Genomic DNA, 24,215 nt, shown 5'->3' with positions numbered 1-24,215 from the left:
AGCCCGCCGCCGGGGCCTGTTGTCAGCGGTCGGCGTGAACAGGCCCGGGCCCGGAACGACGCGCGCCGCGCGCCGGCGGAGCCGGCGGCGGCGCGTGCGAGGCAGCCTGCGCGACGGTGCGCGCGGCCGCGCATCATCCGAAGTGCGCGACCAGGATCAGCGTCACCGTGACGACGATCGCACCGCCGATGCGGGTGGCGATCTGCGCGAACGGCATCAGCTGCATCCGGTTCGCGGCAGTGAGGATCGCGACGTCGCCGGTGCCGCCTTGCCCGCTGTGGCAGGCGTTCACGATTGCGGTGTCGATAGGGTACATCTTCAGCAGGCGGCCGACCACGAAACCGGTGCCCATCAGCGTCGCGACGGTCGACACGATCGTCACGACGTTGACGAGGGTGAAGGCGGCGGTCAGCTTGTCCCACGGCGTCATCGCCACGCCGATCGCGAACAGCAGCGGATACGTGACGGCGGTCGAGAAGAACTTGTAGACGACGAACGCGCCTTCCTGCAGCGGCGGCGACACCGCGCGGGCGAGCTTCACCAGCACCGCGAGGAACAGCATCGCGACCGGCGCGGGCAGGCCGAACAGCTTGTGCGCCATCAGGCCGACGAGATACAGCGTGATGGCGGTGATGCCGGCGCCCGCGATGTGCGTGACGTCGACGTGGCCGCGGATCTCTTCGCTTTCCGGCGTCATGTCGCCGCTTTCGCCGACTTGCAGGCGACCGTTGCCGGTCAGGTGCGGCATGCGCTTGCCGAGCATGTCCAGCGCGCCCGACAGGATGATCGCGGTCAGGCTGCCGAGCATCACCGGCGGCAACACCATCGCGAACATTTCACCTTGCGGCAGGTGCATCAGTTCCGAATAGCCGATCGACAGCGGAATCGCGCCTTCGCCGACACCGCCCGCCATGATCGGCACGACGATGTACAGCAGCGTGTGGCGTGCGCCGAGGCCGAGCGCGGTGCCGACGGCCGTGCCGACGATCGCGGCGGCGACCGAGCCGGCCGCGAGCGGGATGAAGATCTTCACGAAGCCCTGGATCAGCACGCGGCGATCCATGCTCAGGATGCTGCCGACGATGATCGACGCGATGAACAGGTACAGGAAGTTGGTCGACTTCGTGAACTCGACCGTCATGTTCAGCACCGGCTTCGGCAGCACGTGGTAGTACGTGAGCGCCGACGGCACGAAGGTCGCGAAGATCGCGGCCGCGCCGATGTTGCGCAGGAGCGGCAGGCGCTTGCCGAGTTCGGCACAGGTGAAGCCGAAGAACGCGAGCACGGCGATCGCCATCGAAATCTCGCCGGGCACCTTGCCCGTCACCACGAACCCGACGATCAGCGCGAACAGGATCACGTAGACCGGCAGCGGAATGATGCCGATGCGGATTTCCATCAGCTTCCACCAGCCTTCCGGCCAGAAGCGTTCGCGCGTGGCGGGACCGGCTTCGGACATCGGCTCCGGACGGGATTGGGTATGGATAGAGGTCTGCAAGACGTGTCTCCTGATGTTGGAATGCCTGCATCGCTTCGCGGCATTGTGTGCCGTCTATTACGCAACCCCCGTGCCAGAAGTCCGGCCTGCCGGAATATTTTTAATGCATTGATTCATAAGGGATTTGTTTCGTCTGCGGAAAGGGTTGCCGCGACAGGCTGGCCGAGATCTCGGAATCGGCCCGGCGCCCAGGCCGAGATTTCGGCCAGGTGGCCGGCCGGGTGCCCGCCCGGACCCGGGGCGCGCGCCGGTTGCGTCCCGATTTGCGCGCCATATCGCCGCGCGCGATTTTCTTCGCACAATCGCTTCGTAGACCACCCTCCCGCCGCTCTCTATCATCGGCTGATCTTTTCCGACGCGACGACGGCTGCCCGGAGAACGCCCGCGCGTTCGCCGCGGCATCGCTCATCCGTCGATACCGTCTTTGGACAGGAGAGTGGTTCCCATGCTGCATCCCGTTTTTCCCGCCCGCTTTTCCTCCGGCCGCATCGCGCGGCTGATCCGCCCGGCCCGTCTGCTCGCGGCCGCATGGCTCGCGGTGTCGCTCGGCCTCGTGCTGCCGAACGGCGCGCGCGCCGATACCGCGCCGCTGAAGGTCGGCATCTCGACCAGCCCGCAGATCGAAGCGCTGAAGATCGCCGCGAAGGAGGCGAAGGCGCAGGGGCTCGACGTGAAGATCGTCGAGTTCACCGACTGGAATACGCCGAACGCGGCGCTCGCGAACAAGGACATCGACGTCAACTACTTCCAGCACATCCCGTTTCTCGAGAACGCGAAGAAGCAGGGCGGCTACGATTTCGTGTCGATCGCGCCCGGCACGATCATGAAGATCGGCCTCTATTCGAAGAAGGTGAAAAGCTTCGCCGAGCTGAAGGACGGCGCGCGCGTCGCGATCGCGAACGATCCGGTCAACGGCGGGCGCGGGCTGTTGCTGCTGCAGCGCGCGGGCCTCATCACGCTGAAGCCGGGCACCGACTACCGCGCGACCACGCACGACATCGTGTCGAACCCGAAGCACCTGAAGATCATCCCGCTCGAAGCGTCGCAGCTCGCACGCTCGCTCGACGACGTCGATCTCGCGCAGGGCTACCCGAGCTTCATCAAGCTCGCCGGCACGACCGACCCGAACAGCGCGCTGCTGTTCGACGGCACCGAGAACAAGCGTTTCGCGATCCAGTGGGTCGTGCGGCCCGACAGCGTGAACGATCCGCGCATCCGCAAGTTCATCGCGATCTACCAGCACTCGCCGGCGGTGCGCCGTGCGCTCGACAACGCGTTCGGCTCGCTGTACGCGATCGCGTGGTGACGGAGGCGACCATGACGACGGCGAACCGCAAGAAGATCCTGCTCAACGCGTTCAACATGAACTGCGTCGGGCACATCAACCACGGGCTGTGGACCCATCCGCGCGACCGCTCAGCGCACTACACCGATCTCGACTACTGGGCCGATCTCGCGAGGACGCTCGAACGCGGCAAGTTCGACGGGATCTTTCTCGCGGACATCGTCGGCGTGTACGACGTGTTCGGCGGCAGCCCCGACGCCGCGCTGCGCGAATCGGTGCAGGTGCCCGTCAACGATCCGCTGCTGCTCGTGCCGGCGATGGCGCAGGTCACGCGGCATCTCGGCTTCGGCGTGACCGCGAACCTGACCTACGAGCCGCCGTATCTGTTCGCGCGCCGGATGTCGACGCTCGATCACCTGACCAAGGGGCGGGTGGGCTGGAACATCGTGACCGGCTATCTCGACAGCGCCGCGCGCGGGATGGGCCTCGCGCAGCAGATCGGCCACGACGACCGCTACGAGCGCGCGGACGACTACATGGACGTCGTCTACAAGCTGTGGGAGCAGAGCTGGGACGACGACGCGGTGATCCGCGACGCGCACGCGCGCGTGTTCGCGCAGCCGGGCAAGGTGCGGCGCGTGAAGCACGACGGGCCGTTCTATTCGGTCGACGCGATCCATCTGAGCGAGCCGTCGCTGCAGCGCACGCCGGTGCTGTACCAGGCCGGTTCGTCGGCGCGCGGCGTGCAGTTCGCGGGGCGGCACGCGGAGTGCGTGTTCGTGAACGGCCAGAGCAAGGCCGCCGCGCGTGCGGCCGCGCTCGACATTCGTGCGGCTGCCGCGCGGCAGGGCCGCGATCCGGCGTCGGTCAAGATCTTTGCCGGCGTGAGCGTCGTGACGGCCGAGACCGAATTGCTCGCTCGCGAGAAGTTCGACGAATACCGGCGCTACGCGAGCCCGGAAGCCGGCCTGGCGCATTTCGCGAGTTCGACCGGCATCGACTTCGCGAAGTACGGCCTCGACGAACCGATTTCGTACGTGAAGACCGATTCGATCCAGTCGGCCGTCGACGCGATCTCGCGCAAGAGCACGACCGGCACGTGGACCGTGCGCCGGATGCTCGAACAGATGTCGCTCGGCGGCCGCTATGCGCCGATCGTCGGTTCGCCGTCGCAGGTCGCGGACGAACTGCAGTCGTGGATCGACGAGACCGGCATCGACGGCTTCAATCTGACGCGCACGGTGATGCCCGAGTCGTTCGAGGATTTCGTCGACTGGGTCGTGCCCGAGCTGCAGAGCCGCGGCGTCTACAAGGAAGACTACGATCCCGCGCCGACTTTGCGCGAGAAGCTGTTCGGCGGCGGCGCGCGACTGCCCGCGTGGCATACGGGCGCGCAGTACCGGACGGCCGCCGCGCCGCAGGCCGAACCGGCGCATCCCGCGCATGCATGAACGTGACGGAGCGAAGCGATGACGCAATTGTTCGATACGCTGGGTTTCATCGAGGCATCGGCCGTGCGGGCCGGTGCCGGTCCGGCCGCTCATGAAGAAGCGGTTGCGCCGGCCGACGGCGCGGCCGTGTCGCTCGCGCACGTCGGCAAGGTGTTCGCGACGCAGCGCGGCCAGGCCGCCGCGCTGCGCGACGTGACGCTCGACGTGCGGCGCGGCGAGGTGTTCGGCATCATCGGCCGCAGCGGCGCCGGCAAGTCGACGCTGCTGCGGCTCGTGAACGGGCTCGAACGCCCGAGCTCGGGCAGCGTGCGCGTGCAGGGCGTCGACGTCGGCGCGCTCGACGAGGACGGGCTCGTCGCGCTGCGCCGCCGCACCGGGATGGTGTTCCAGCATTTCAACCTGCTGTCGGCGAAGACGGTGTTCGAGAACGTCGCGCTGCCGCTGAAGATCGCCGGCGTGCCGAAGGCCGAACGCGTGCGCAAGGTCGATGCCTTGCTCGAACTCGTCGGGCTCGCCGCGAAGCGCGACGCGTATCCGGCGAGCCTGTCGGGCGGCCAGAAGCAGCGCGTCGGCATCGCGCGGGCGCTGGTGCACGATCCGGAGGTGCTGCTGTGCGACGAGGCGACGTCGGCGCTCGATCCCGAGACGACGCAGTCGATCCTCGCACTGCTCGCCGACATCAATCGCCGCCTCGGCCTGACGATCGTGCTGATCACGCACGAGATGGAAGTGATCCGTGCGGTGTGCGACACGGTCGCGGTGATCGAACAGGGCGAGGTCGTCGAAACCGGCCCCGTGTGGCGCGTGTTCGGCGCGCCGCGGCATGGCGCGACGCGCGCGCTGCTCAGCACGCTGGTGCACGACCTGCCGGCCGAACTGGCCGCGCGCGTGCAGCCGTTGCCCGAGCTGGCCGCGCTTCCCGACGGCGCGCAGGTCGTGCTCGACGTCCGCTATACGGGCGAAAGCGGCGGCGAGCCGGACGTCGGCGCGCTCGCGGCGGCGCTCGGCGGCTCGGTGCGTTTCCTGCACGGCGGGATCGAACGCATCCAGGGGCATGCGCAGGGGCGTCTCGTGATCGCGGCGTCGCCGCGCGCGGACGAAGCGGGCCCGTCGTCGGCACGTGGCGGCGCGGTCGCCGCGCTGCTCGAACGGGCGCGTCGCCACGCGAATCACGCGGAGGTGCTCGGTTATGTTTGATCTCTGGTGGCCCGAACTGCTCGACGCGATTCGCGACACGCTGTCGATGGTCGCCGCATCGGCCGCGATCGCCGCGCTGATCGGCATCCCGCTCGCGGTGATCCTCGTGACGACCGCGCCCGGCGGCATCTACGCGCGGCGCGGCGTAAACGCGGTGCTCGGCGCGCTCGTCAACGTGTTCCGCTCGACGCCGTTCATCATCCTGCTCGTCGCGCTGCTGCCGTTCACGCGCGTGCTGATCGGCACGACCATCGGCGTCTGGGCGGCCGTCGTGCCGCTGTCGATCGCCGCGATTCCGTTCTTCGCGCGGATCGCCGAAGTGAGCCTGCGCGAAGTCGATCGCGGGCTGATCGAGGCCGCGCTCGCGATGGGCGCGAAGCGCCGCCATATCGTGTGGCACGTGCTGCTGCCCGAAGCGCTGCCCGGCATGCTCGGCGGCTTCACGATCACCGTCGTCGCGCTGATCGGCTCGACCGCGATGGCGGGCGCCGTCGGCGCGGGCGGGCTCGGCGATCTCGCGATCCGCTACGGCTACCAGCGTTTCGACACCACTGTCATGGCGACCGTGATCGTGATCCTGATCGCCCTCGTTTCCGCCGTGCAAATCACCGGCGACCGCCTGGTCCGACACGTGACCCGGCGTACCTGAGCGGCGCCACGAGCGCCGGCTCTTTTCATCGAAGACCCTGAGAGAACGATACCCATGACCCTACCCATCGGCGCGCCGCGCGAGTGGAACGGACAATTCGAGGAAGCGCTGTTTCTGGCGGTCGCGCGACGCCATCGTCCCGGCTTTCCGGACAAGCTGGCAACGCCGCCGCGCGAACCGCGCAACGACGACGAACGGGCCGCCGTCGCCGACTACTACACGAAGATGGCGTCGCACGACCTGTTCATCGTGCAGGTCGTCGCGAAAGCGATCGACACGCTGTTTCGCGACGATCCGCATTTTCAGCTGATCCTGTCGCGCCAGCTCGGCGACGACGGCGCGCACGCGGCGATCGGCCGCGAGCGCGTGACCGAACTGACGGGCCGCGATCCGCTGCCGGAAGTCGAGCAGCGGGTCGCCGCGCACTGGGAACGCATCGGCGATATCGCGGTGCGCGACGTGGCCGGCTTCCTCGCGTTCGAATGGCATTACGAGCTGCACATCCTCGCGAAGCTGTGGATCCAGCGCAAGACCGGCGGCATCGCCGACGGCGCGATGCGCGAGCATGGCGAGAACCGGATCCGGCCGGACGAGGAGTGGCACCGCGTGCAGATCGTCCAGTGGTGGTTCGACACGTTGAACGCGTTGCCGGCCGCGGAGCGCGATGCGCTGATCGATCGCGTGATCGCCGCCGACGAGGAAACGCAGGCGCGGCTCGACGGCTATCTGCACGACGAATACGCGCATACTGCGCATGTGTTCGGCGCGGATATCGCCGAATATCGCGCGATCTACGACGACTGGCGGCGCGAGATCCTGGCGCGGCTGACCGGCCGCCGCCTCGACGCGCTCGTGCCGTTGTCGGATGCGGTCGTTGCGCCCGAAACCATTGAACAGGAAGCTGTTGCATGAACGATCCACGTGGTCCGGCAGCGCTTGCGCCGGATACCGGGGCGCACGGCGTCGACGCCGCTGCGCTGACGCGTGCCATCGACGCGCTGCGCGCGACGGCCGCCGCGCGCGATCGTGCGGGCGGGCACGCGGCGGACGAGAAGCAGTGGCTCGCCGACGCGGGCCTGCTGACGCTCGCCGTGCCGCGCGAATTCGGCGGACAGGAAGCCGCGTGGCCCGAGGTCTATGACACGATCCGGCGGATCGCGCGCGTCGACAGCGCGCTCGCGCATCTGGTCGGGTTCCAGATCCTGCAGGTGGTGAGCGTCGACGTGTGGGGGAGCGCGGCACAGCGCGAACGCTATCTGCGCGGCACGGTCGAGCACCGCTGGTGGTGGGGCAATGCGGTCAACCCGCTCGACACGCGTCTCGTGGCCACCGCGACGCCGGACGGCGGCTACCGGCTCGACGGCGTGAAGGGCTTCTGCTCCGGCACACGCGGTTCGCAGCGGATGACGGTGTCCGCGCACGATCCGGCAACCGGCCGCGCCGTGTTCGGCGTGGTGCCGACCGATCGCGACGGGATCGCCGTCAACGAAGACTGGGATCCGATCGGCCAGCGCCAGACCGACAGCGGCAGCGTGCGCTTCGACGGCGTGACGCTCGCGCCGGACGAAGTGCTGCATCGCTCCGAAGCGCCGCCGACGCCGCGCGCGACGCTGCGCACGCTGGTGTCGCAGCTCGTGCTGACGAACCTGTTCGTCGGGCTCGCGGAAGGCGCGCTCGCCGAGGCGCGCGACTACGTGCAGCAGCAGGGCCGGCCGTGGATACACTCGGGCGTCGCACAGGCGAGCGACGATCCCTATACGCTGCAGCGCTTCGGCGACATGCGCGTGCAGGCCGTTGCCGCCGCGTCGCTGGCCGATCGCGCGGCCGTCGAACTGCAGCGCGCGTGGACGCGTCGTCACGCGTTGACGGCCGACGAACGCGCGGAAGCGGCGCTCGCCGTGTCGGAAGCGAAGATCGTCGCGCAGCGCGCGGCGCTCGAGAACGGCGAGGCGCTGTTCGATGCGTGCGGCGCGCGTGCGACGGCCGCGACGCTCGGCCTCGACCGCTTCTGGCGGAATGCCCGCACGCATACGCTGCACGATCCGCTCGACTACCGGCTGCGCGATGTCGGCCGGTTTGCACTGACGGGGGAGTTGCCGCCGGCGTCGCTTTATACGTAACGGAGCGCTACGTCATTGATCGCCGGGCGGCGGGCCTTCCGGCGACGCGGTCACGGTCGCGGGCCCGCCGGCCAACGGCGCGCCGCTGCCGCTGGCCGTCCCGGCGCGCGTGTACGACGCCAACTCGTTCGAATAGCGCGCTGTCCGCACGCCGTTCACGTCGTAGTACTCCTCGACCGACTTGACCCATCGGCCCACCGACGGCACGTACCAGAACGCCTTGTAGGTCTTGCCGGTCTGTGCCACCGTCCCGTTGTTGCGGCTCTGCATCACGATCGTCGAGCCGCCGGCGTTGCGGGACACGCCGGACGTGATCGACTGTCCCGGCGCGGTTTGCGCGTTCCACGTCCCTTCGGCCTCGATCTTGATCGCATCGAACTTGCCGCCGGCCACGGTGACGGTATCGGGGCCGACCACCTTGTAATGCGTGTCGTACGCTTCCGACGCGTGCTGCGGATTCGGGTGCGCCTCGCTGTATTTGACCGTCCACGTCTTGCCGGCCGTCAGCGGAAACGCAAGCGGCCGGTTCACCACGGTTTCGGTGCCGTTGACGTTGCGCGCACGGCTCCAGTCCGCGTCGACGATCACTTCGCGCGGCGCCTGCGTCGTGCCGCTCTGCCGCGTTTCGACGTAGATGTGATCCGACGTGGTGCGCTCCACGGAAATCTGGTCGCGCGTCTGGCGCCAGCCGTTCGGGCCGATTTCGACCGTGTCGATGTAGGTCCAGGTGTCGCCGGGCTTCAGCGCGGGCGCCGCGACCGATTGTGCGAGTGCGACGCCGGGGACGGCAGCGCACAGTAACAGCGTGGCAAGCGTGTTGTTTTTCATGGTGTCTGGAGGGGGCCGACGGTCTCGCCGGGCAGCTTATCAACCCCACCTTTCAAACGGCATGACGCGTGCGCCGCCGCCGCGGCCGTGCGTTCGTTGCCGCGTTGCCACGTCGCCGTCGCGCTGGACGTCTGAAATGATATGTTATATCGTAGCGATACAATATATCACTCCCTGTCCAACGTCCCGCTTCCGGAATCGCCCGATGAACACCGCCCACCCGCCGTCCGCGCGGCTTCCCGTGACCGTCCTGTCCGGCTTCCTCGGCGCGGGCAAGACCACGCTGCTCAACCACATCCTCAACAACCGCGAAGGCCGCCGCGTCGCGGTGATCGTCAACGACATGTCCGAGGTCAACATCGACGCCGCGCTCGTGCGCGACGGCGGCGCCGGGCTGTCGCGCACCGACGAGAAGCTGGTCGAGATGAGCAACGGCTGCATCTGCTGCACGCTGCGCGAGGATCTGCTGATCGAGGTCGACCGGCTCGCGCGCGAAGGGCGCTTCGACCAGCTCGTGATCGAGTCGACCGGCATCTCCGAGCCGCTGCCGGTGGCCGAGACGTTCACGTTCGAAGGCGAGGACGGCCGCAGCCTCGGCGAAGTCGCGCGGCTCGACACGATGGTGACGGTGGTCGACGCGTTCAACTTCCTGCGCGACTACGCGTCGCGCGACAGCCTGCAGGCGCGCGGCGAATCGATGGGCGACGAGGATGCGCGCACGGTCGTCGATCTGCTGATCGACCAGATCGAGTTCTGCGACGTGATCGTGGTCAACAAGATCGACCTGATCGACGCGCCGGCCCGCGAGCGGCTGATCGCGCTGCTGCGCGGCCTGAATCCGCGCGCGCGGATCGAGATCGCCGAATTCGGCAAGGTGCCGCTCGAGCGCGTGCTCGACACCGGGCTGTTCGATTTCGATGCGGCGTCGCTCGCGCCGGGCTGGCTGCGGGAAATGCGCGGCACGCACACGCCCGAGACCGACGAATACGGGATCCGCAGCTTCGTCTATCGGGCGCGGCGGCCGTTTCATCCGCGGCGCTTCTTCGATCTCGTCGAAAGCGAATGGCCGGGCGTCGTCCGCTCGAAGGGCTTCTTCTGGATGGCCACGCATCCGACCCTCGCCGGTTCGTGGTCGCAGGCCGGCGCGGTCGCGCGGCACGGGCCGGCCGGTCACTGGTGGGCGGCCGTGCCGCCCGAGCGCTGGCCGCAGGACCCGGAGGCCGTCGCGCAGATTCGCGCGCGGTGGGACGAGCGCGTCGGCGACGCGCGGCAGGAGCTCGTGCTGATCGGCATGGACATGGACGAGCCGGCGCTGCGCGCGCGCTTCGATGCGTGTCTGCTGACCGACGCCGAGATGGCCGCCGGCCCCGAACACTGGATCACGTGGGACAACCCGTTTCACGACTGGGCCTGACCCGAACGCGCTTCCTGCATCGAACCGGATGGAGAAGGCGCTCCACCGGACTCCGAGCATGAATGCACCGCTTCCCGATATTTCCGTGACCGACGCCGCGCCGCGGCACCGCCCGCTCGACTGGGTCGGCATGCAGGGCATCGACCTGCCCGTTGCGGTGGCCGAACCCGGCTGCCGACGCGACGTGCATGCGCGCGCCGACATCCAGGTCGATCTGCCCGCGCCGCACGTGAAAGGCATCCACATGTCGCGGCTGTACCGGCTGCTCGACACGCTGGGCGACGGCGACGCGCTGTCGGCGGCCGGCCTGCGGCGCTTGCTGCACGAGATGGTCGACAGCCATCGCGACTGCGGCACGCGCAGCGCACGGCTGCGGCTGCGTTTCGACCTGCTGGCGCGGCGCCCGGCGCTCGTCACCGCAGGGCTGGCCGGCTGGAAGTCGTATCCGGTGCGGCTCGACGCGACGCTGACGGGCGACCTGTTCGCGCTGCACGCGCAGGTGACGATCGTCTATGCGTCGACGTGTCCGTGTTCGGCCGCACTGTCGCGGCACTGGGTCGAACAGGCGTTTCTCGCCGCGTTCGGCCGCGACGATCGCGTGGAACCGGCCGCCGTCGCCGCATGGCTGCAGCGACACGCGACCGCCGCGACGCCGCACAGCCAGCGCAGCGAAGCGGTCGTCGACGTCGGGCTTGCCGCCGGCCACGCGCCCCTCGGGCTGATCGCGCTGATCGATCGCGTCGAGCATGCGCTCGGCACGCCGGTGCAGACCGCCGTGAAGCGCGCGGACGAACAGGCGTTCGCGGTGCTGAACGGCGAGAACCTGATGTTCGTCGAGGATGCCGCGCGGCGCGTCCAGGCGGCGCTGGACGGGGCCTATGCGAATCCGCGCGTTCACGTGCGTCATCTGGAAAGCCTGCATCCGCACGATGCGGTCGCGTGGGCGGCGCCGGCGCGTGACGCGTTTCCCGCATGCTGATCCGCAAGCTGTTCCGCTTCGAGAACGCGCACATCGTGCGCGGCTGCAGCACGCGGCGCTGCTCGCATTCGATCCACGGCCACTCGTACAAGGTCGAACTGCTGCTCGAAGCGCATGCGCTCGACAACGGGCAGATGGTGTACGACTTCGGGCTGCTCAAAGGCGACGTGCGCGACCTGATCGACGCGTTCGACCATGCGGTGACGCTGTGGTCCGGCGACGATCGCGACTACGTCGACAGCATGCGCCGGCACTCGGAGCGCTGGGTGCTGCTGCCCGTTTCGCCGAGCGCCGAGCAGTTCTCGCGCGTGCTGTTTCGTCTCGTCGACGCGGTGTTGTCCGGCACCGCGATGTCGAACGGCGAGGCCGACGTGCATCTGCATTCGGTGATCGTTCACGAAACCGAGACCGGCTACGCGCAGTGCTTCCGCGACGATGCGTTCGATCCGCGCATGGGCCGCATCGATTTCGACGCGATCGTGTTCTCGCCGGCCATCGCCGCGCAGTGGCGCGATCCCGGCCTGTTCGACCGGCTCGCGCGCGATCGCGTCCCATCTATGCAGGCATCCAGATGATCAGAAAGAACCCGCGCGGCGACCTGCCGCGGATCCACCCGAACGCGTTCGTCGATCCGACCGCCATTCTGTGCGGCCGCGTGATCGTCGAGGAGAATGTGTTCATCGGCCCGTACGCGGTGATCCGCGCCGACGAAACGGACGCCGACGGCGAGATCGCGCCGATCGTGATCGGCGCGCATTCGAACATCCAGGACGGTGTCGTGATCCATTCGAAGTCGGGCGCGAGCGTCACCATCGGCCGGCATACGTCGATCGCGCATCGCGCGATCGTGCACGGGCCATGCAAGGTCGGCGACGGCGTGTTCGTCGGGTTCAACAGCGTGCTGTTCAACTGCACGATCGACGACGGTTGCGTCGTGCGCTACAACGCGGTCGTCGACGGCTGCCGTCTGCCGCCGGGCTTCTACGTGCGCTCGACCGAGCGCATCGGGCCGGAAACCGACCTCGCGGCGTTGCCGCAGGTCAGCGCCGATGCGAGCGACTTCTCCGAGGACGTCGCGCGCACGAACAATGCGCTGGTGCTTGGCTACAAGCACATCCAGAACGAGTTCTGACCGATGACCGAACGCATGCGACAGCCAGCCGGCGACGGTGACGCATTCGACGCGGCAGCGCGGCGTCATGCGGATCTGCTCGTGCACGGCGGCACGGTGATGACGCCCGGCGGCGCCGAGCGGATCGACGTGGCGTGTGCGGGCGGCCGCGTGGTTGCGCTGGGCGCATTGCGCGGAAGCTGGCATGCCGACGTGTTGCTCGATGCCGGCGGACTGCACGTGCTGCCGGGTGTCGTCGACAGTCAGGTGCATTTCCGCGAACCGGGCCTGATGCACAAGGAGACGTTCGAGGCCGGCACGCGCGGCGCGGTGCTCGGCGGCGTCACGGCCGTCTTCGAGATGCCCAATACGCAGCCGCTGACGCTGGACGAACACGCTCTGCGTGCGAAGCTGGATCTTGCGCGCGGCCGGGCGTGGTGCGATTACGCGTTCTACGTCGGCGGGTCTGCCGTGAACGCGGAACGGTTGCCGTCGCTCGAAAGCCTGCCCGGCTGCGCGGGCGTGAAGGTGTTCATGGGCAGTTCGTTCGGCGACCTGCTGGCCGACGACGACACCGTATTGCGCCGCATCCTGCGGCACGGCCGCCGGCGCATGGCCGTGCACGCCGAGGACGAAGCGCGGCTGCGCGCGCGCAAGGCGATCGTCGAAGCGAGCGGCGACGTGCGCGACCATCCGCGCTGGCGCGACGACGAAAGCGCGCTGATCGCGACGCGGCGCATCGTCGGGCTGGCTGCGCAGGCGGGGCGGCGTCTGCACGTGCTGCATGTCTCCACTGCACAGGAAATGGCGTTTCTCGCGCGGCATCGGCGGCGCGTGACGGTCGAAGTCACGCCGCACCACCTGAGCCTGCATGCGCCCGACTGCTACGAGCGGCTGGGCACGTTCGCGCAGATGAATCCGCCCGTGCGCGAGCGGCATCATCAGTACGCGCTGTGGCAGGCCGTTCGCGACGGCCTGGTCGACGTGATCGGCAGCGATCACGCGCCGCATACGCGCGAAGAAAAGGGCCGCCCGTATCCGCAGTCGCCGAGCGGGATGACCGGCGTGCAGACGCTGCTGCCGCTGATGCTCGACCACGTGCATGCCGGCCGCCTGAGCCTCGAACGGCTCGTCGATCTCACGAGTGCGGGCCCGGCGCGGATCTTCGGCATCGAAGGCAAGGGGCGGATTGCACTCGGCTACGACGCCGACTTCAGCATCGTCGACCTGCGTGCGCGCCGGATCGTCCGCAATGAATGGATCGCGAGCGTGAGCGGCTGGACGCCTTACGACGGTTGCGCGGTTACCGGCTGGCCCGTGCATACCGTCGTGCGCGGGCAGGTTGCCGTGCGCGACGGTGCGCTGAACGGGCAGCCGGCGGGGCGGCCGGTTGCGTTTCTGGATGCGGATGCGCCGCCGGCTTGACGCGTTTCGGAGGAATCCCGGTTTCGGCGGCGTGCACACCGTCGATTTGCGTGAGCGTGCTCACCGCGCCGGCAACGCGTCCGCCAGCGCGCGCATTGCCTCCACCGTCTGCGGATTCGCCGGGAAGAACGCCTCGATCGCCAGCTCCGACAACGTGACGTCGACCGGCGTGCCGAACACCGTCGTCGTGCTGAAGAAGGTCAGCTCGCCGGCCGCCGTGCGCAGCCGCAGCGGCACCGCGATGTCCGCGTAGTCGGCGCGCGCGGCCGGGTCGTCGGGCTGGCCGCCCGGCGCCGGGTACGCGGCGAGTTCGTCGAGCAGCGTATGCAGCGTGCGGTCGCCGCTCGCGTCGATCTGCCGTTGCAGCCGATGCAGGATATGCGCGCGCCACTCGTGCCAGTTGACGATCTGCGACGCGAGGCCGTCCGGATGCAGGCTCAGGCGCAGCACGTTGACGGGCGGCTGCAGCAGCGCCGGGTCGGCCTGCGCGACCAGCGCGCCGAGCATCCGGTTCGCGGCGAGCAAGGTCCAGTGACGATCCACCGCGAGCGCCGGATACGGCTCGTGGCCGCGCAGCACCGCTTCGACCGCGCCGCGCGCCGCATCGAGCTGCGGATCCGAAAACGGCCGCTCGCGAAAGAGCGGCGCATAGCCGGCCGCGACGAGCAGCGCATTGCGCTCGCGCAGCGGCACGTCGAGGCGCTCCGCGAGATGCAGCACCATGTCGCGGCTCGGCTGCGCACGCCCCGATTCGACGAAGCTCAGGTGCCGCGCCGACACCTCCGCTTCGAGCGCGAGCGCCATCTGGCTCAGGCGCCGGCGTTGACGCCACGTGCGCAGCAGCGGGCCGATGCCGGACGCGCGGCCGGCGGACGGGGGGAGCGAATGAAGGGTGGCGGTCGGGTTCATGCCCACGATGATAGGCAATCCTGCGCGCGTCGGGCATTACCTGAGAGGTAAGCATTCCGGGGCGGCCGGCAGCGCCGACTGCGCGCCGGCGCCCGCGGCGCGCCTTCATCGCCGGTTCCAGGCGGCGAACGGCGGATGCGTTGCCGCAGGGCGGTCAGGCGTCGCGATGACGCAGCTCGACGCGCTTGATGTCCTTCACGATCACGAGATAGCTGAACACCGTGACGAGCGCGTTCAGCCCGACGAACACGAGCGCGCCGTTGAACGAGCCGCTCGCGCCGACCAGGTAGCCGATCGCGATCGGCGCGACGATGCCGGCCGTGTTGCCGAACATGTTGAACAGGCTGCCCGACAGGCCGATCGCTTCCTTCGGCGCGGTGTCCGCGACGACCGCCCAGCCGAGCGAGCCGATCCCCTTGCCGAAGAACGACACGGCCATCAGCACGATCACGAGCGCTTCGCTGTCGACGTAATTGCAGCCGATGATGACCATCGACAGCAGCATCCCGCCGACGATCGGAATCTTGCGCGCGAGCGTCAGCGACACGCCGCGACGGATCAGCGTATCCGACAGCATCCCGCCGAGCACGCCGCCGAGGAACCCGCAGATCGCCGGCAGCGACGTCATGAAACCGGCCTTCAGCAGCGACATTCCGCGCGCCTGCACGAGGTAGATCGGGAACCACGTGAGGAAGAAGTAGGTGAGCACGTTCACGCAGTACTGGCCGAGATAGACGCCGAGCAGCATCCGGTTCGACAGCAGCTGGCGCACGTAGTACCAGCCCGCGACGCGATTGCCGGCAAACGCCGTGCCGTTGCCGCGCGCCCCGGTCGGCCGGCTCGTCGTGCGCACGAGGCCGCCGCCCTGCTCGATATGCTCGAGTTCCGCGCGATTCACCGCCGGATGGTCGGCCGGATCCTTCATCACGCGCAGCCACAGGAAGGCGAGCGCGATGCCGGCGAGGCCGAGCCACAGATACACCTGATGCCAGCCGTACGCATGCGTGAGCCACGCCATCAGCGGCGAGAACACCACCGCCGCGAAATACTGCGCGGCGTTGAAGATCGCCGATGCCGTGCCGCGCTCGGCGGTCGGGAACCAGCTCGCGACGACCTTCGCATTCGCGGGAAACGCGGGCGCTTCGGCGATGCCGACCGCGAAGCGCATCACGAACAGCGCCGTCACCGCGAATGCCGCGCTGCCGCCGAGGCCGATTGTGCTCTGCAGCAGCGTGAACGCCGACCACAGAAAGATGCTCGTCGCATACACGCGCCGCGCGCCGAAGCGGTCGAGCAGCCAGCCGCTCGGCAACTGCGCGAGCACGTATGCCCAGCTGAACGCCGAGAAGATGTAGCCCATCGTCACCGGATCGATGCCGAATGCCTTGCGGATCGGCGTGCCGGTGATCGACAGCGTCGCGCGGTCCGCGTAGTTGAGCGTCGTGACGACGAACAGCATCGCCAGGATCCAGTAACGCACGGCGGTGCGGCGCGCGGCGCCGGCGAGATCGATCGGGAGATCGCGAGAAGTGGTCTGATTAGGCACTTTAATGTACGTCGTCGTATGACATGACCGGAATTTTATGAGTAATGACAGGCGGCAGAAACCTCGGGTTTTCCCTTTGGAAGATGACGTGAAAAGGTAAGAAACACACGGGTAAACTAGATGAATAAGGCTTTCGCGATGGTGATGGCAGGTTCGGCACGCCGTGCGAATATTGAAATGGCGTCGGCAGACATCGTATCTGTTGCGCTACAATGAGCCCATCATTCCCGAACCACGGAGCACACCCCATGCAACTGACTGGAGAGATGCTGATCGGCGCCGACGCGGTGGCCGGCTCGGCCGGTACCTTGCGCGCGTTCGACCCGACGAAGGGCGCGCCGATCGATGCGCCGGCGTTCGGCGTCGGGACGCAGGCCGACGTCGAGCGCGCGTGCGAACTCGCGCGCGACGCCTTCGACGCGTACCGCGCGCAGCCGCTCGCGGCCCGCGCGGCGTTTCTCGAAGCGATCGCCGACGAAATCGTCGCGCTCGGCGATGCGCTGATCGAACGCGCACACGCCGAAACGGGCCTGCCCGTCGCACGCCTGCAGGGCGAGCGCGGCCGCACCGTCGGCCAGCTCCGGCTGTTCGCGCGCGTCGTGCGCGACGGGCGTTTCCTCGCCGCGTCGATCGATCCGGCGCAGCCGGCGCGCACGCCGCTGCCGCGCTCGGACCTGCGGCTGCAGAAAGTCGGGCTCGGGCCCGTCGTCGTGTTCGGCGCGAGCAACTTCCCGCTCGCGTTCTCGGTGGCCGGCGGCGATACCGCGTCGGCGCTGGCGGCCGGTTGCCCGGTGATCGTCAAGGCGCACGAAGCGCACCTCGGCACGTCCGAACTGGTCGGCCGCGCGATCCGCGCCGCCGTCGCGAAATGCGGGATGCCGGCCGGCGTGTTTTCGCTGCTGATGGGCCCCGGCCGCGTGATCGGCGCGGCGCTCGTCAGCCACCCGGCGATCCAGGCCGTCGGCTTCACCGGGTCGCGCCAGGGCGGCATGGCGCTCGTGCAGCTCGCGAACGCGCGCCCGCAGCCGATTCCCGTCTATGCGGAAATGAGCAGCATCAACCCGGTCGTGCTGTTCCCGTCCGCGCTGGCCGCGCGCGGCGACGCGATCGCGACGGGCTTCGTCGATTCGCTGACGCTCGGCGTCGGCCAGTTCTGTACGAACCCCGGCCTCGTGCTGGCGATCGACGGCCCCGATCTCGACCGCTTCGAGTCCGTCGCCGCGCAGGCGCTCGCGAAGAAGCCGGCCGGCGTGATGCTCACGCGCGGCATCGCCGACGCGTATCGCAACGGCCGCGGCAAGCTGGCCGAACTGCCGGGCGTGCGTGAAATCGGCGCGGGCGAGGCTGCGCAGACCGAATGCCAGGCGGGCGGCGCGCTGTACGAAGTCGCCGCACCGGCGTTCCTGGCCGAGCCGGCGTTCAGCCACGAAGTGTTCGGGCCGGCATCGCTGATCGTGCGCTGCCGCGATCTCGACGAAGTCGCGCGCGTGCTCGACGCGCTGGAAGGCCAGCTGACGGCCACGCTGCAGATGGACGCCGACGACAAGCCGCTCGCGCGCCGCCTGCTGCCGATCCTCGAACGCAAGGCCGGGCGACTGCTCGTCAACGGCTACCCGACCGGCGTCGAGGTGTGCGATGCGATGGTGCACGGCGGGCCGTTCCCGGCCACGTCGAACCCGGCCGTCACGTCGGTCGGCGCGACCGCGATCGACCGTTTCCTGCGGCCGGTGTGCTACCAGGACTTCCCGGACGATCTGCTGCCCGAAGGGTTACAGGAAAGCAATCCGCTCGCGATTCCGCGTTTGCGGGACGGCAAGGCGGAGTAAGGGGCGGCGGCGCGGGGCGCAAGCCCGGGCCGCTTGCCGGACGAATGAAAGCGGGGGCGGCCGGCTGGCTGCCTCCGCTTTTTTCATGGTGGCTTCCGCGTCGCCGGAATTTCTCCTACAGTAGCGAAGCCCCGGGCCGGCCGGCTCGCGGGCGAGCCTGAGAGCCCGGCAAAAGACCAACAAGGAGCCACCCGATGAACATCAGCAAGCGCGGCGATCACCTGTTCGCCGCCGGATTGTGGAAAGCGATCGGCGACGTCGCGCATTCCGTGCGCAGCCGGATCGGTCAGTACAGCGAAGGGCGCGTGCTCGCGAATGCGCTGCTCGAATTCCAGCGCGACCTGGGCGGCAGCGAATTCGACGTGACGATCAACCAGGGGCGGCCCGTGACGGACTCGGACGCGCATTCGCTCATGTTCGGCCTGGCCGTCCGCCGTTTCAGGCAGGACATGGAGGCGCTGGTGTTCGCGCTGGAGCATCGCCGCAGCATCGACGAACGCGACCAGAACCTGCGCACCGAAGCGCTGATGCAGGCCAACAGCCAGCTCACCACCGCGAAGCAGTCCGCGACGATCACGGTCGGCCGGTTCTTCGATGCGGTCGTCGACCGCGACGTGCTGGGGCAGATTCTCGGTGGCGAATCGAACGCGCGCGCGCGTGCGGGTGCGCAGGGACAGATCGAGGCGACCCGGATCAAGCTCGGCAACGTGCGCCACCGGATCATCGGCGTCATCGCGCAGATGTGAAGGCGCGCTGCGCGGCGGGGTGCGTCGCGCGGCTGTCGCCGCAAACGGCCGCGGCCGGCAAAAGCCGGCCGCGATGCAAAACAGGCAAACCAGCCGGCCGCCGCGCCGCGGAGGGCGCCGCGCCGGCCGTCCCCGCTTACTGCGGGCCCATCTTCTTGATCAGCACGTCCAGCTCGGCCACTTCGGCGTCGGTCAGGTCGACGAGCGGTGCGCGCACCGGGCCCGCGTCGTGGCCGACGAGCTTCGCGCCCGCCTTCACGATGCTGACCGCGTAGCCCGCGCGGCGGTTGCGGATCTGCAGGTACGGCAGGAAGAACTCGTCGATCAGGCGACCGACCGTTGCGTGGTCGTCCTTCGCGATCGCTTCGTAGAATGCCATCGCCGTCTTCGGGATGAAGTTGAACACTGCCGATGAGTACACCGGCACGCCGAGCGCCTTGTACGCGGCGGCGTAGACTTCGGCCGTCGGCAGGCCGCCGAGGTACGCGAAGCGGTCGCCCAGGCGGCGGCGGATCGTGACCATGCCCTCGATTTCGCCGACGCCGTCCTTGAAGCCGATCAGGTTCGGGCAACGGTCGGCCAGCCGCTCGAGCATGTCGGCGTTCAGCTTCGAATTCGCGCGGTTGTACACCACGACACCGATCTTCAGCGAACGGCAGACCTGCTCGACGTGCTCGGCGATCCCTTCCTGGCTCGCTTCGGTCAGGTAGTGCGGCATCAGCAGCACGCCGCTCGCGCCGAGGCGCTCGGCTTCCTGCGCATATTCGATGGCGACGCGCGTGGCACCGCCCGCGCCGGCGAGGATCGGCACCTTGCCCTTGCAGGTTTCCGTCGCGACGCGGATCACGTCCGAGTATTCGCGCTGCGTGAGCGAGAAGAATTCACCGGTGCCGCCGGCTGCGAACAGCGCGGTCGCGCCGTACGGCGCCAGCCATTCGAGGCGCTCGGCGTAGGTGGTCGGGCGGAAGCTGCCGTCCGCGTCGAAGTCCGTCAGCGGAAACGACAGCAGGCCGTGGGAGATGATCTGTTTGAGTTCTTGCGGTGAGGTCATGGTTGGGTCGTCCGTCTAGCGCGAGTGCTGGGTTCGTCGGGAACGGCATACGAGCCACATTGGCGATGTCGTTGTATGTCATCGTACAACGAGGGGAAGGGTGACGCAAGCGGTTTGCTCTCAGATTGTAGGTAGGGTCTTTCCGGATAAGGGTTTACGTACTATCCCGGATGCGCGTTGAATGTCGTATGATGACTAACGATATCACCGGTAGCTTCCAGGAATTCCGATGACTGCTTCTCCTCTCTATATCCGCGTGCATCCGGACGACAACGTCGCCATCGTCGTCAACGACGGCGGCTTGCCCGAGGGCGCGACGTTTGCCGACGGGCTCACGCTGCGCGAAGGCGTGCCGCAAGGGCACAAGGTGGCGCTCGCCGATCTCGCGGCCGGCGACCCGATCGTCCGCTACAACGTCGTGATCGGCTACGCGCTCACCGATCTGCGCCGCGGCAGCTGGGTCAATGAACGCACGATGCGCATGCCCGAGCCGCCGGGGCTCGACGACCTGCCGCTCGCGACGCGCGCCGCGCCGGCGCTCGCGCCGCTCGAAGGCTATACGTTCGAAGGCTTCCGCAATGCGGACGGCTCCGTCGGCACGCGCAACATCCTCGCGATCACGACGACCGTGCAATGCGTGTCGGGCGTCGTCGAGCATGCGGTGAAGCGGATCAAGGACGAACTGCTGCCGCGCTACCCGAACGTCGACGACGTGGTCGGGCTCGAACATACGTACGGCTGCGGCGTCGCGATCGATGCGCCCGATGCCGACATCCCGATCCGCACGCTGCGCAACATCAGCCTGAACCCGAACTTCGGCGGCGAGGTGATGACGGTCAGCCTCGGCTGCGAGAAGCTGCAGCCCGAGCGCCTGCTGCCGCCCGGCGCGATTCCGGTGGCGGCCGACGGCGCGACGGACAACGGCGGCGTCGTGTGCCTGCAGGATGCCGCGCACGTCGGCTTCAATTCGATGATCGACTCGATCATGAAGATGGCCGAATCGCATCTCGAGCGGCTGAACCGCCGCCGTCGCGAAACCTGCCCGGCGTCGGAGCTCGTCGTCGGCGTGCAGTGCGGCGGCAGCGATGCGTTCTCCGGGCTCACCGCGAACCCGGCGGTCGGTTTCGCGGCCGACCTGCTCGTGCGCGCGGGCGCGACGATCATGTTCTCCGAAGTGACCGAAGTGCGCGACGGCGTTGCGCAACTTACGTCGCGCGCGGCGAACGAGGACGTCGCCCGCGAGATCATTCGTGAGATGGACTGGTACGACCGCTACCTGCAGCGCGGCCGCGTCGACCGCAGCGCGAACACGACGCCCGGCAACAAGAAGGGCGGGCTGTCGAACATCGTCGAGAAGGCGATGGGCTCGATCGTGAAGTCGGGCAGCGCGTCGATTGCCGGCGTCGTGCGTCCGGGCGACCGCGCGCGGCAGAAAGGGCTGCTGTACGCGGCCACGCCCGCGAGCGACTTCATCTGCGGCACGCTGCAGCTCGCGGCCGGGATGAACCTGCACATTTTCACGACCGGCCGCGGCACGCCGTACGGCCTCGCCCAGGTGCCGGTGATCAAGGTCGCGACGCGCAGCGATCTCGCGCGCCGCTGGCACGACCTGATGGATCTCGACGCGGGGCAGATCGCGACCGGCGCGGCCACGATCGAGGACGTGGGTTGGGAGCTGTTCCGGCTGATGCTCGACGTCGCGAGCGGCAAGCGCCGCACGTGGGCCGAGCAATGGAAGCTCGCGAACGCGCTGACGCTGTTCAACCCGGCGCCGGTGACCTGATACGCGTGGTGGTCGTGGCTGACGATGCTGGCGCCTTCGGGCGCCCGTTTTTCGTTGCGGCGCGCGGCCACGGCCGCGCGCGTCAGTCGCAGCCGATCGGCAGCGACAGCCCGACTTTCACGCGCGACATCACGACCATCGTTTCGAAGTGACGGATGTTGTGGTGCTGCCGGAATACGCGCGTGGAAAATTCCTCATAGTGGTCGATATCGCGCATCGCGATCATCAGCACGAAATCGGCGCGGCCCGTCACCACATAGCACTGCATGACTTCCGGCAGCGATTTCAGAAACCGCTTGAACTCGTCGAGCAGGTCGACCCGTTCGCGCTCGACCTGCACGAGCACGAGCATCGTCAACGGCAGGCCGACCTTGTTCGGGTCGACGACGGCCACGTCCTGCTGGATATAGCGCTCGTCGCGCAGCCGCTTCACGCGGCGCAGGCACGCGGGCGGGCTCAGGCCGATTCATGCCGGTCACGCGGCTGAACGAAGTGGCGATCGGCGATGGACGACCGGGCGCGCTCACGCGCCGGCTGTTCGACGCGTACTGGGCGAAGCACGGCGATCCGGCGTGGAGCCTCGCAGTCGATTACGCGGACGGCTGAGCGCGGCGGGCGGCGCGGGCGCGATTTCGTTACCTCGCACGTAATCGACCGCCCGCGCGAGGCCGGCGACGATGGCGGCACGCGGACACGAAAGGTTCGCGACATCGTCTCTCACCGACACAAGGAGCCTCGCCATGAACACCGCCCAAACCGTCCAGTCCGCTCACGCCGACCTGATCGACCGCTACTTCGATGCATGGAACGAATCCGACGTCGCGCGCCGTCGCGTGTTGATCGATGCGACCTACGCGCGCGATGCGGCCTATCGCGATCCGCTGATGGCCGGCGACGGCCACGCCGGCATCGACACGATGATCGCCGCGGTGCAGGCGCGTTTCCCCGCGTACCGCTTTCACCGCACGACCGACGTCGACGGGTTCGGCCAGCACCTGCGGTTTTCGTGGGCGCTCGTGTCGCCCGACGGCGCGGCGATCGTGAAGGGCTCGGATTTCGGCACCGTCGATGCATCCGGCCGTCTGCAATCGGTCACGGGTTTCATCGACGAAATGCCGGCCGCGGCGGCGTGACGCGAACGACGCACGCCCGGCCGCCGCCGGGATCGGGTAACGTTATGCGATTCGTTCCCGATCCCGGAGACTTGCCGACATGCTGAAAAATCTCGATCCGCTGTTGCACGCCGACATCCTGCACGCGCTGCGCGCGATGGGCCACGGAGATGAAGTCGCGATCTGCGATGCGAACTTTCCGGCCGAATCGGTCGCGCAGCACACCGTCGTGGGCCGCGCGCTGCGCATCGACGGCGCGGACTCGGCGCGCGTCGCGCGCGCGGTGCTGTCCGTGCTGCCGCTCGACACGTTCGTCGACACGCCCGCATGGCGGATGGAAGTCGTCGGCGATCCGGCCGCGGTGCCGCCCGTGCAGCGCGAGGTGCAGGCCGAGATCGATCGCGCGGAAGGGCGCGCGGTGCCGCTCGCGGGCATCGACCGGTTCGCGTTCTACGAGCGCGCGCAGCATGCGTATGCGGTGATCGTCACCGGCGAGCCGCGCGGCTACGGCTGCTTCCTGTTCAAGAAGGGCGTGCTGTTGAGCGACGCGGGCTAAACGCCTTTTGCGTCGTACCGGCCGGCCGGTCCGCCCGCCGCAGTGTAAAGATTTGCTACAACCTTTTGCTTGGACACCGCGGAAAGACCCTCTATGCTGGCCCATTTGCCGCGGGCCCCGCAGGGTTGCGCGGCCCGAACCGCACGGGCACGCGCCGTGCGGACGGCCGAATTGCATACGAGGAGAAAGGCATGACGCGTACCGTCGATTCCGGCGTCATTTTTTTCGCACGCCTGGCGCTGGCGGCGTTGTTCTTGTGGGGCGGCATCATGAAGCTGCTCGGCTACAGCGACTTCGTCGCGTATCTGCACGCGCTGAACGTGCCCTATCAGCAAGTCGTCGCGCCGATCGTCGTCGCGATCGAGGGGCTGGGCGGCCTGCTGCTGATCGTCGGCTACAAGGTGCGGCCGCTCGCGTTGCTGATGGCGGTTTACACGATCGCGACCGCGATGGTCGGTCACAATTTCTGGGACGCGACCAACGCCGCCGTCCAGCACGACATGGTGATCCACTTCTGGAAGAACGTCGCGATCTCCGGCGGTTTCCTGCTGCTGTTCGTCACGGGCGCGGGTGGCGCGAGCATCGATGCGCTGCGCCGTCCGAGTTCGTCGTACGGCGTGCTGCGCTGAGCCGAGCCGCCCCCGCGCGGCCGCGCTGAAGCCAATCAAAAGGGCCGAATCCCGCGGCGTGCGGGATTCGGCCCTTTGTTCATGACGCGGCGCGTGCGCG

24 protein-coding genes are annotated in these 24,215 nt (G+C 68.5%); 18 read left to right on the top strand and 6 right to left on the bottom strand.

Going from position 1 to position 24,215, the window contains the following annotated elements; all coding sequences use genetic code 11:
* Positions 1–133: 133 nt before the first annotated feature.
* Entirely contained in the window at positions 134–1,498 is a 1,365-nt protein-coding gene (locus DCN14_RS13095; protein ID WP_096506609.1) for a 2-hydroxycarboxylate transporter family protein, read from the bottom strand.
* A gap of 445 nt (positions 1,499–1,943) precedes the next feature.
* On the opposite strand from DCN14_RS13095, the gene DCN14_RS13090 reads away from it, so the two are divergent.
* From DCN14_RS13090 to DCN14_RS13065, 6 genes are read left to right on the top strand one after another with little or no spacing between them, the layout of a single operon-like run.
* Positions 1,944–2,804, top strand: coding sequence for a MetQ/NlpA family ABC transporter substrate-binding protein (locus DCN14_RS13090; protein WP_096506610.1), 861 nt, complete (start codon positions 1,944–1,946; stop codon positions 2,802–2,804).
* 11 nt (positions 2,805–2,815) lie between these two features.
* Positions 2,816–4,234 carry an LLM class flavin-dependent oxidoreductase gene (locus tag DCN14_RS13085; RefSeq protein ID WP_096506611.1) on the top strand — a complete coding sequence of 473 codons (1,419 nt, stop codon included), beginning with the start codon at positions 2,816–2,818 and terminating at the stop codon, positions 4,232–4,234.
* 18 nt (positions 4,235–4,252) lie between these two features.
* Complete coding sequence (locus tag DCN14_RS13080) at positions 4,253–5,431, top strand: ATP-binding cassette domain-containing protein (protein ID WP_096506612.1); 1,179 nt, start codon at positions 4,253–4,255, stop codon at positions 5,429–5,431.
* Positions 5,424–6,080, top strand: a complete 657-nt coding sequence (locus tag DCN14_RS13075; RefSeq protein WP_096506613.1) for a methionine ABC transporter permease — start codon at positions 5,424–5,426, stop codon at positions 6,078–6,080. Before DCN14_RS13080 ends, DCN14_RS13075 begins: the two co-directional genes overlap by 8 nt.
* A gap of 54 nt (positions 6,081–6,134) precedes the next feature.
* Positions 6,135–6,992, top strand: a complete 858-nt coding sequence (locus DCN14_RS13070; protein ID WP_096506614.1) for a hypothetical protein — start codon at positions 6,135–6,137, stop codon at positions 6,990–6,992.
* A complete protein-coding gene (locus DCN14_RS13065) occupies positions 6,989–8,200 on the top strand; it encodes an acyl-CoA dehydrogenase family protein (protein ID WP_096506615.1) in 1,212 nt (403 codons plus the stop codon). Before DCN14_RS13070 ends, DCN14_RS13065 begins: the two co-directional genes overlap by 4 nt.
* A 12-nt stretch (positions 8,201–8,212) precedes the next feature.
* Here DCN14_RS13065 and DCN14_RS13060 read toward each other — a convergent pair whose 3' ends face one another.
* Positions 8,213–9,028, bottom strand: a complete 816-nt coding sequence (locus DCN14_RS13060; protein ID WP_096506616.1) for a hypothetical protein — start codon at positions 9,026–9,028, stop codon at positions 8,213–8,215.
* Positions 9,029–9,233: 205 nt separating this feature from the next.
* Here DCN14_RS13060 and zigA point away from each other — a divergent pair, with 205 nt between their 5' ends.
* Genes zigA through DCN14_RS13035 form a run of 5 tightly spaced genes read left to right on the top strand, consistent with a single transcriptional unit; the run spans position 9,234 to position 13,957 of the window.
* Positions 9,234–10,442, top strand: coding sequence for a zinc metallochaperone GTPase ZigA (gene zigA, locus DCN14_RS13055; protein ID WP_096506617.1), 1,209 nt, complete (start codon positions 9,234–9,236; stop codon positions 10,440–10,442).
* Positions 10,443–10,500: 58 nt separating this feature from the next.
* Positions 10,501–11,421: a GTP cyclohydrolase FolE2 gene (folE2, locus tag DCN14_RS13050; protein WP_096506654.1), complete on the top strand. Its 921-nt coding sequence runs from the start codon at positions 10,501–10,503 to the stop codon at positions 11,419–11,421.
* The gene (locus DCN14_RS13045; protein WP_096506618.1) at positions 11,415–11,996 is read left to right on the top strand and encodes a 6-carboxytetrahydropterin synthase; all 582 of its coding nucleotides are present in this window, start codon (positions 11,415–11,417) and stop codon (positions 11,994–11,996) included. Before folE2 ends, DCN14_RS13045 begins: the two co-directional genes overlap by 7 nt.
* A complete protein-coding gene (locus DCN14_RS13040; protein WP_096506619.1) occupies positions 11,993–12,553 on the top strand; it encodes a carbonate dehydratase in 561 nt (186 codons plus the stop codon). Before DCN14_RS13045 ends, DCN14_RS13040 begins: the two co-directional genes overlap by 4 nt.
* A 3-nt stretch (positions 12,554–12,556) precedes the next feature.
* On the top strand, positions 12,557–13,957 hold the full coding sequence (locus DCN14_RS13035) for a dihydroorotase (protein ID WP_096506620.1): 1,401 nt from the start codon (positions 12,557–12,559) through the stop codon (positions 13,955–13,957).
* Between the two features lie 60 nt (positions 13,958–14,017).
* Here the strand turns inward: DCN14_RS13035 and DCN14_RS13030 are convergent, their stop codons facing one another.
* Both DCN14_RS13030 and DCN14_RS13025 read right to left on the bottom strand, forming a co-directional pair.
* Positions 14,018–14,866, bottom strand: coding sequence for a helix-turn-helix transcriptional regulator (locus tag DCN14_RS13030; protein ID WP_096506621.1), 849 nt, complete (start codon positions 14,864–14,866; stop codon positions 14,018–14,020).
* 154 nt (positions 14,867–15,020) lie between these two features.
* Positions 15,021–16,412 carry an MFS transporter gene (locus tag DCN14_RS13025; RefSeq protein WP_096506622.1) on the bottom strand — a complete coding sequence of 464 codons (1,392 nt, stop codon included), beginning with the start codon at positions 16,410–16,412 and terminating at the stop codon, positions 15,021–15,023.
* Positions 16,413–16,660: 248 nt separating this feature from the next.
* Between DCN14_RS13025 and DCN14_RS13020 the strand changes: the two genes are divergently transcribed.
* Both DCN14_RS13020 and DCN14_RS13015 read left to right on the top strand, forming a co-directional pair.
* Positions 16,661–18,238, top strand: coding sequence for an aldehyde dehydrogenase (NADP(+)) (locus tag DCN14_RS13020; protein ID WP_096506623.1), 1,578 nt, complete (start codon positions 16,661–16,663; stop codon positions 18,236–18,238).
* 194 nt (positions 18,239–18,432) lie between these two features.
* Positions 18,433–18,984 carry a hypothetical protein gene (locus DCN14_RS13015; RefSeq protein WP_096506624.1) on the top strand — a complete coding sequence of 184 codons (552 nt, stop codon included), beginning with the start codon at positions 18,433–18,435 and terminating at the stop codon, positions 18,982–18,984.
* 136 nt (positions 18,985–19,120) lie between these two features.
* Here DCN14_RS13015 and kdgD read toward each other — a convergent pair whose 3' ends face one another.
* Positions 19,121–20,035: a 5-dehydro-4-deoxyglucarate dehydratase gene (kdgD, locus tag DCN14_RS13010; protein WP_096506625.1), complete on the bottom strand. Its 915-nt coding sequence runs from the start codon at positions 20,033–20,035 to the stop codon at positions 19,121–19,123.
* A gap of 229 nt (positions 20,036–20,264) precedes the next feature.
* Here kdgD and garD point away from each other — a divergent pair, with 229 nt between their 5' ends.
* Positions 20,265–21,818, top strand: a complete 1,554-nt coding sequence (garD, locus tag DCN14_RS13005; RefSeq protein WP_096506626.1) for a galactarate dehydratase — start codon at positions 20,265–20,267, stop codon at positions 21,816–21,818.
* A gap of 82 nt (positions 21,819–21,900) precedes the next feature.
* On the opposite strand, the gene DCN14_RS13000 is transcribed toward garD, so the two are convergent.
* Positions 21,901–22,251: an Lrp/AsnC family transcriptional regulator gene (locus DCN14_RS13000; protein ID WP_240327216.1), complete on the bottom strand. Its 351-nt coding sequence runs from the start codon at positions 22,249–22,251 to the stop codon at positions 21,901–21,903.
* Between the two features lie 35 nt (positions 22,252–22,286).
* On the opposite strand from DCN14_RS13000, the gene DCN14_RS12995 reads away from it, so the two are divergent.
* The 4 genes from DCN14_RS12995 (at position 22,287) to DCN14_RS12980 (ending at position 24,115) form a co-directional block, all read left to right on the top strand.
* Positions 22,287–22,424, top strand: coding sequence for a hypothetical protein (locus DCN14_RS12995; RefSeq protein WP_240327215.1), 138 nt, complete (start codon positions 22,287–22,289; stop codon positions 22,422–22,424).
* A 134-nt stretch (positions 22,425–22,558) separates the two neighbouring features.
* A complete protein-coding gene (locus DCN14_RS12990; RefSeq protein ID WP_096506627.1) occupies positions 22,559–22,951 on the top strand; it encodes a nuclear transport factor 2 family protein in 393 nt (130 codons plus the stop codon).
* Between the two features lie 79 nt (positions 22,952–23,030).
* Positions 23,031–23,486 carry an RbsD/FucU family protein gene (locus tag DCN14_RS12985; RefSeq protein WP_096506628.1) on the top strand — a complete coding sequence of 152 codons (456 nt, stop codon included), beginning with the start codon at positions 23,031–23,033 and terminating at the stop codon, positions 23,484–23,486.
* A gap of 191 nt (positions 23,487–23,677) precedes the next feature.
* A complete protein-coding gene (locus tag DCN14_RS12980) occupies positions 23,678–24,115 on the top strand; it encodes a DoxX family protein (RefSeq protein ID WP_096506655.1) in 438 nt (145 codons plus the stop codon).
* The last annotated feature ends 100 nt before the right edge of the window (positions 24,116–24,215 follow it).

The sequence above is a fragment of the Burkholderia sp. IDO3 genome, from assembly GCF_003366075.1.
Lineage (GTDB): Bacteria > Pseudomonadota > Gammaproteobacteria > Burkholderiales > Burkholderiaceae > Burkholderia > Burkholderia anthina.
This window is presented reverse-complemented; position numbering and strand designations above follow the sequence as displayed.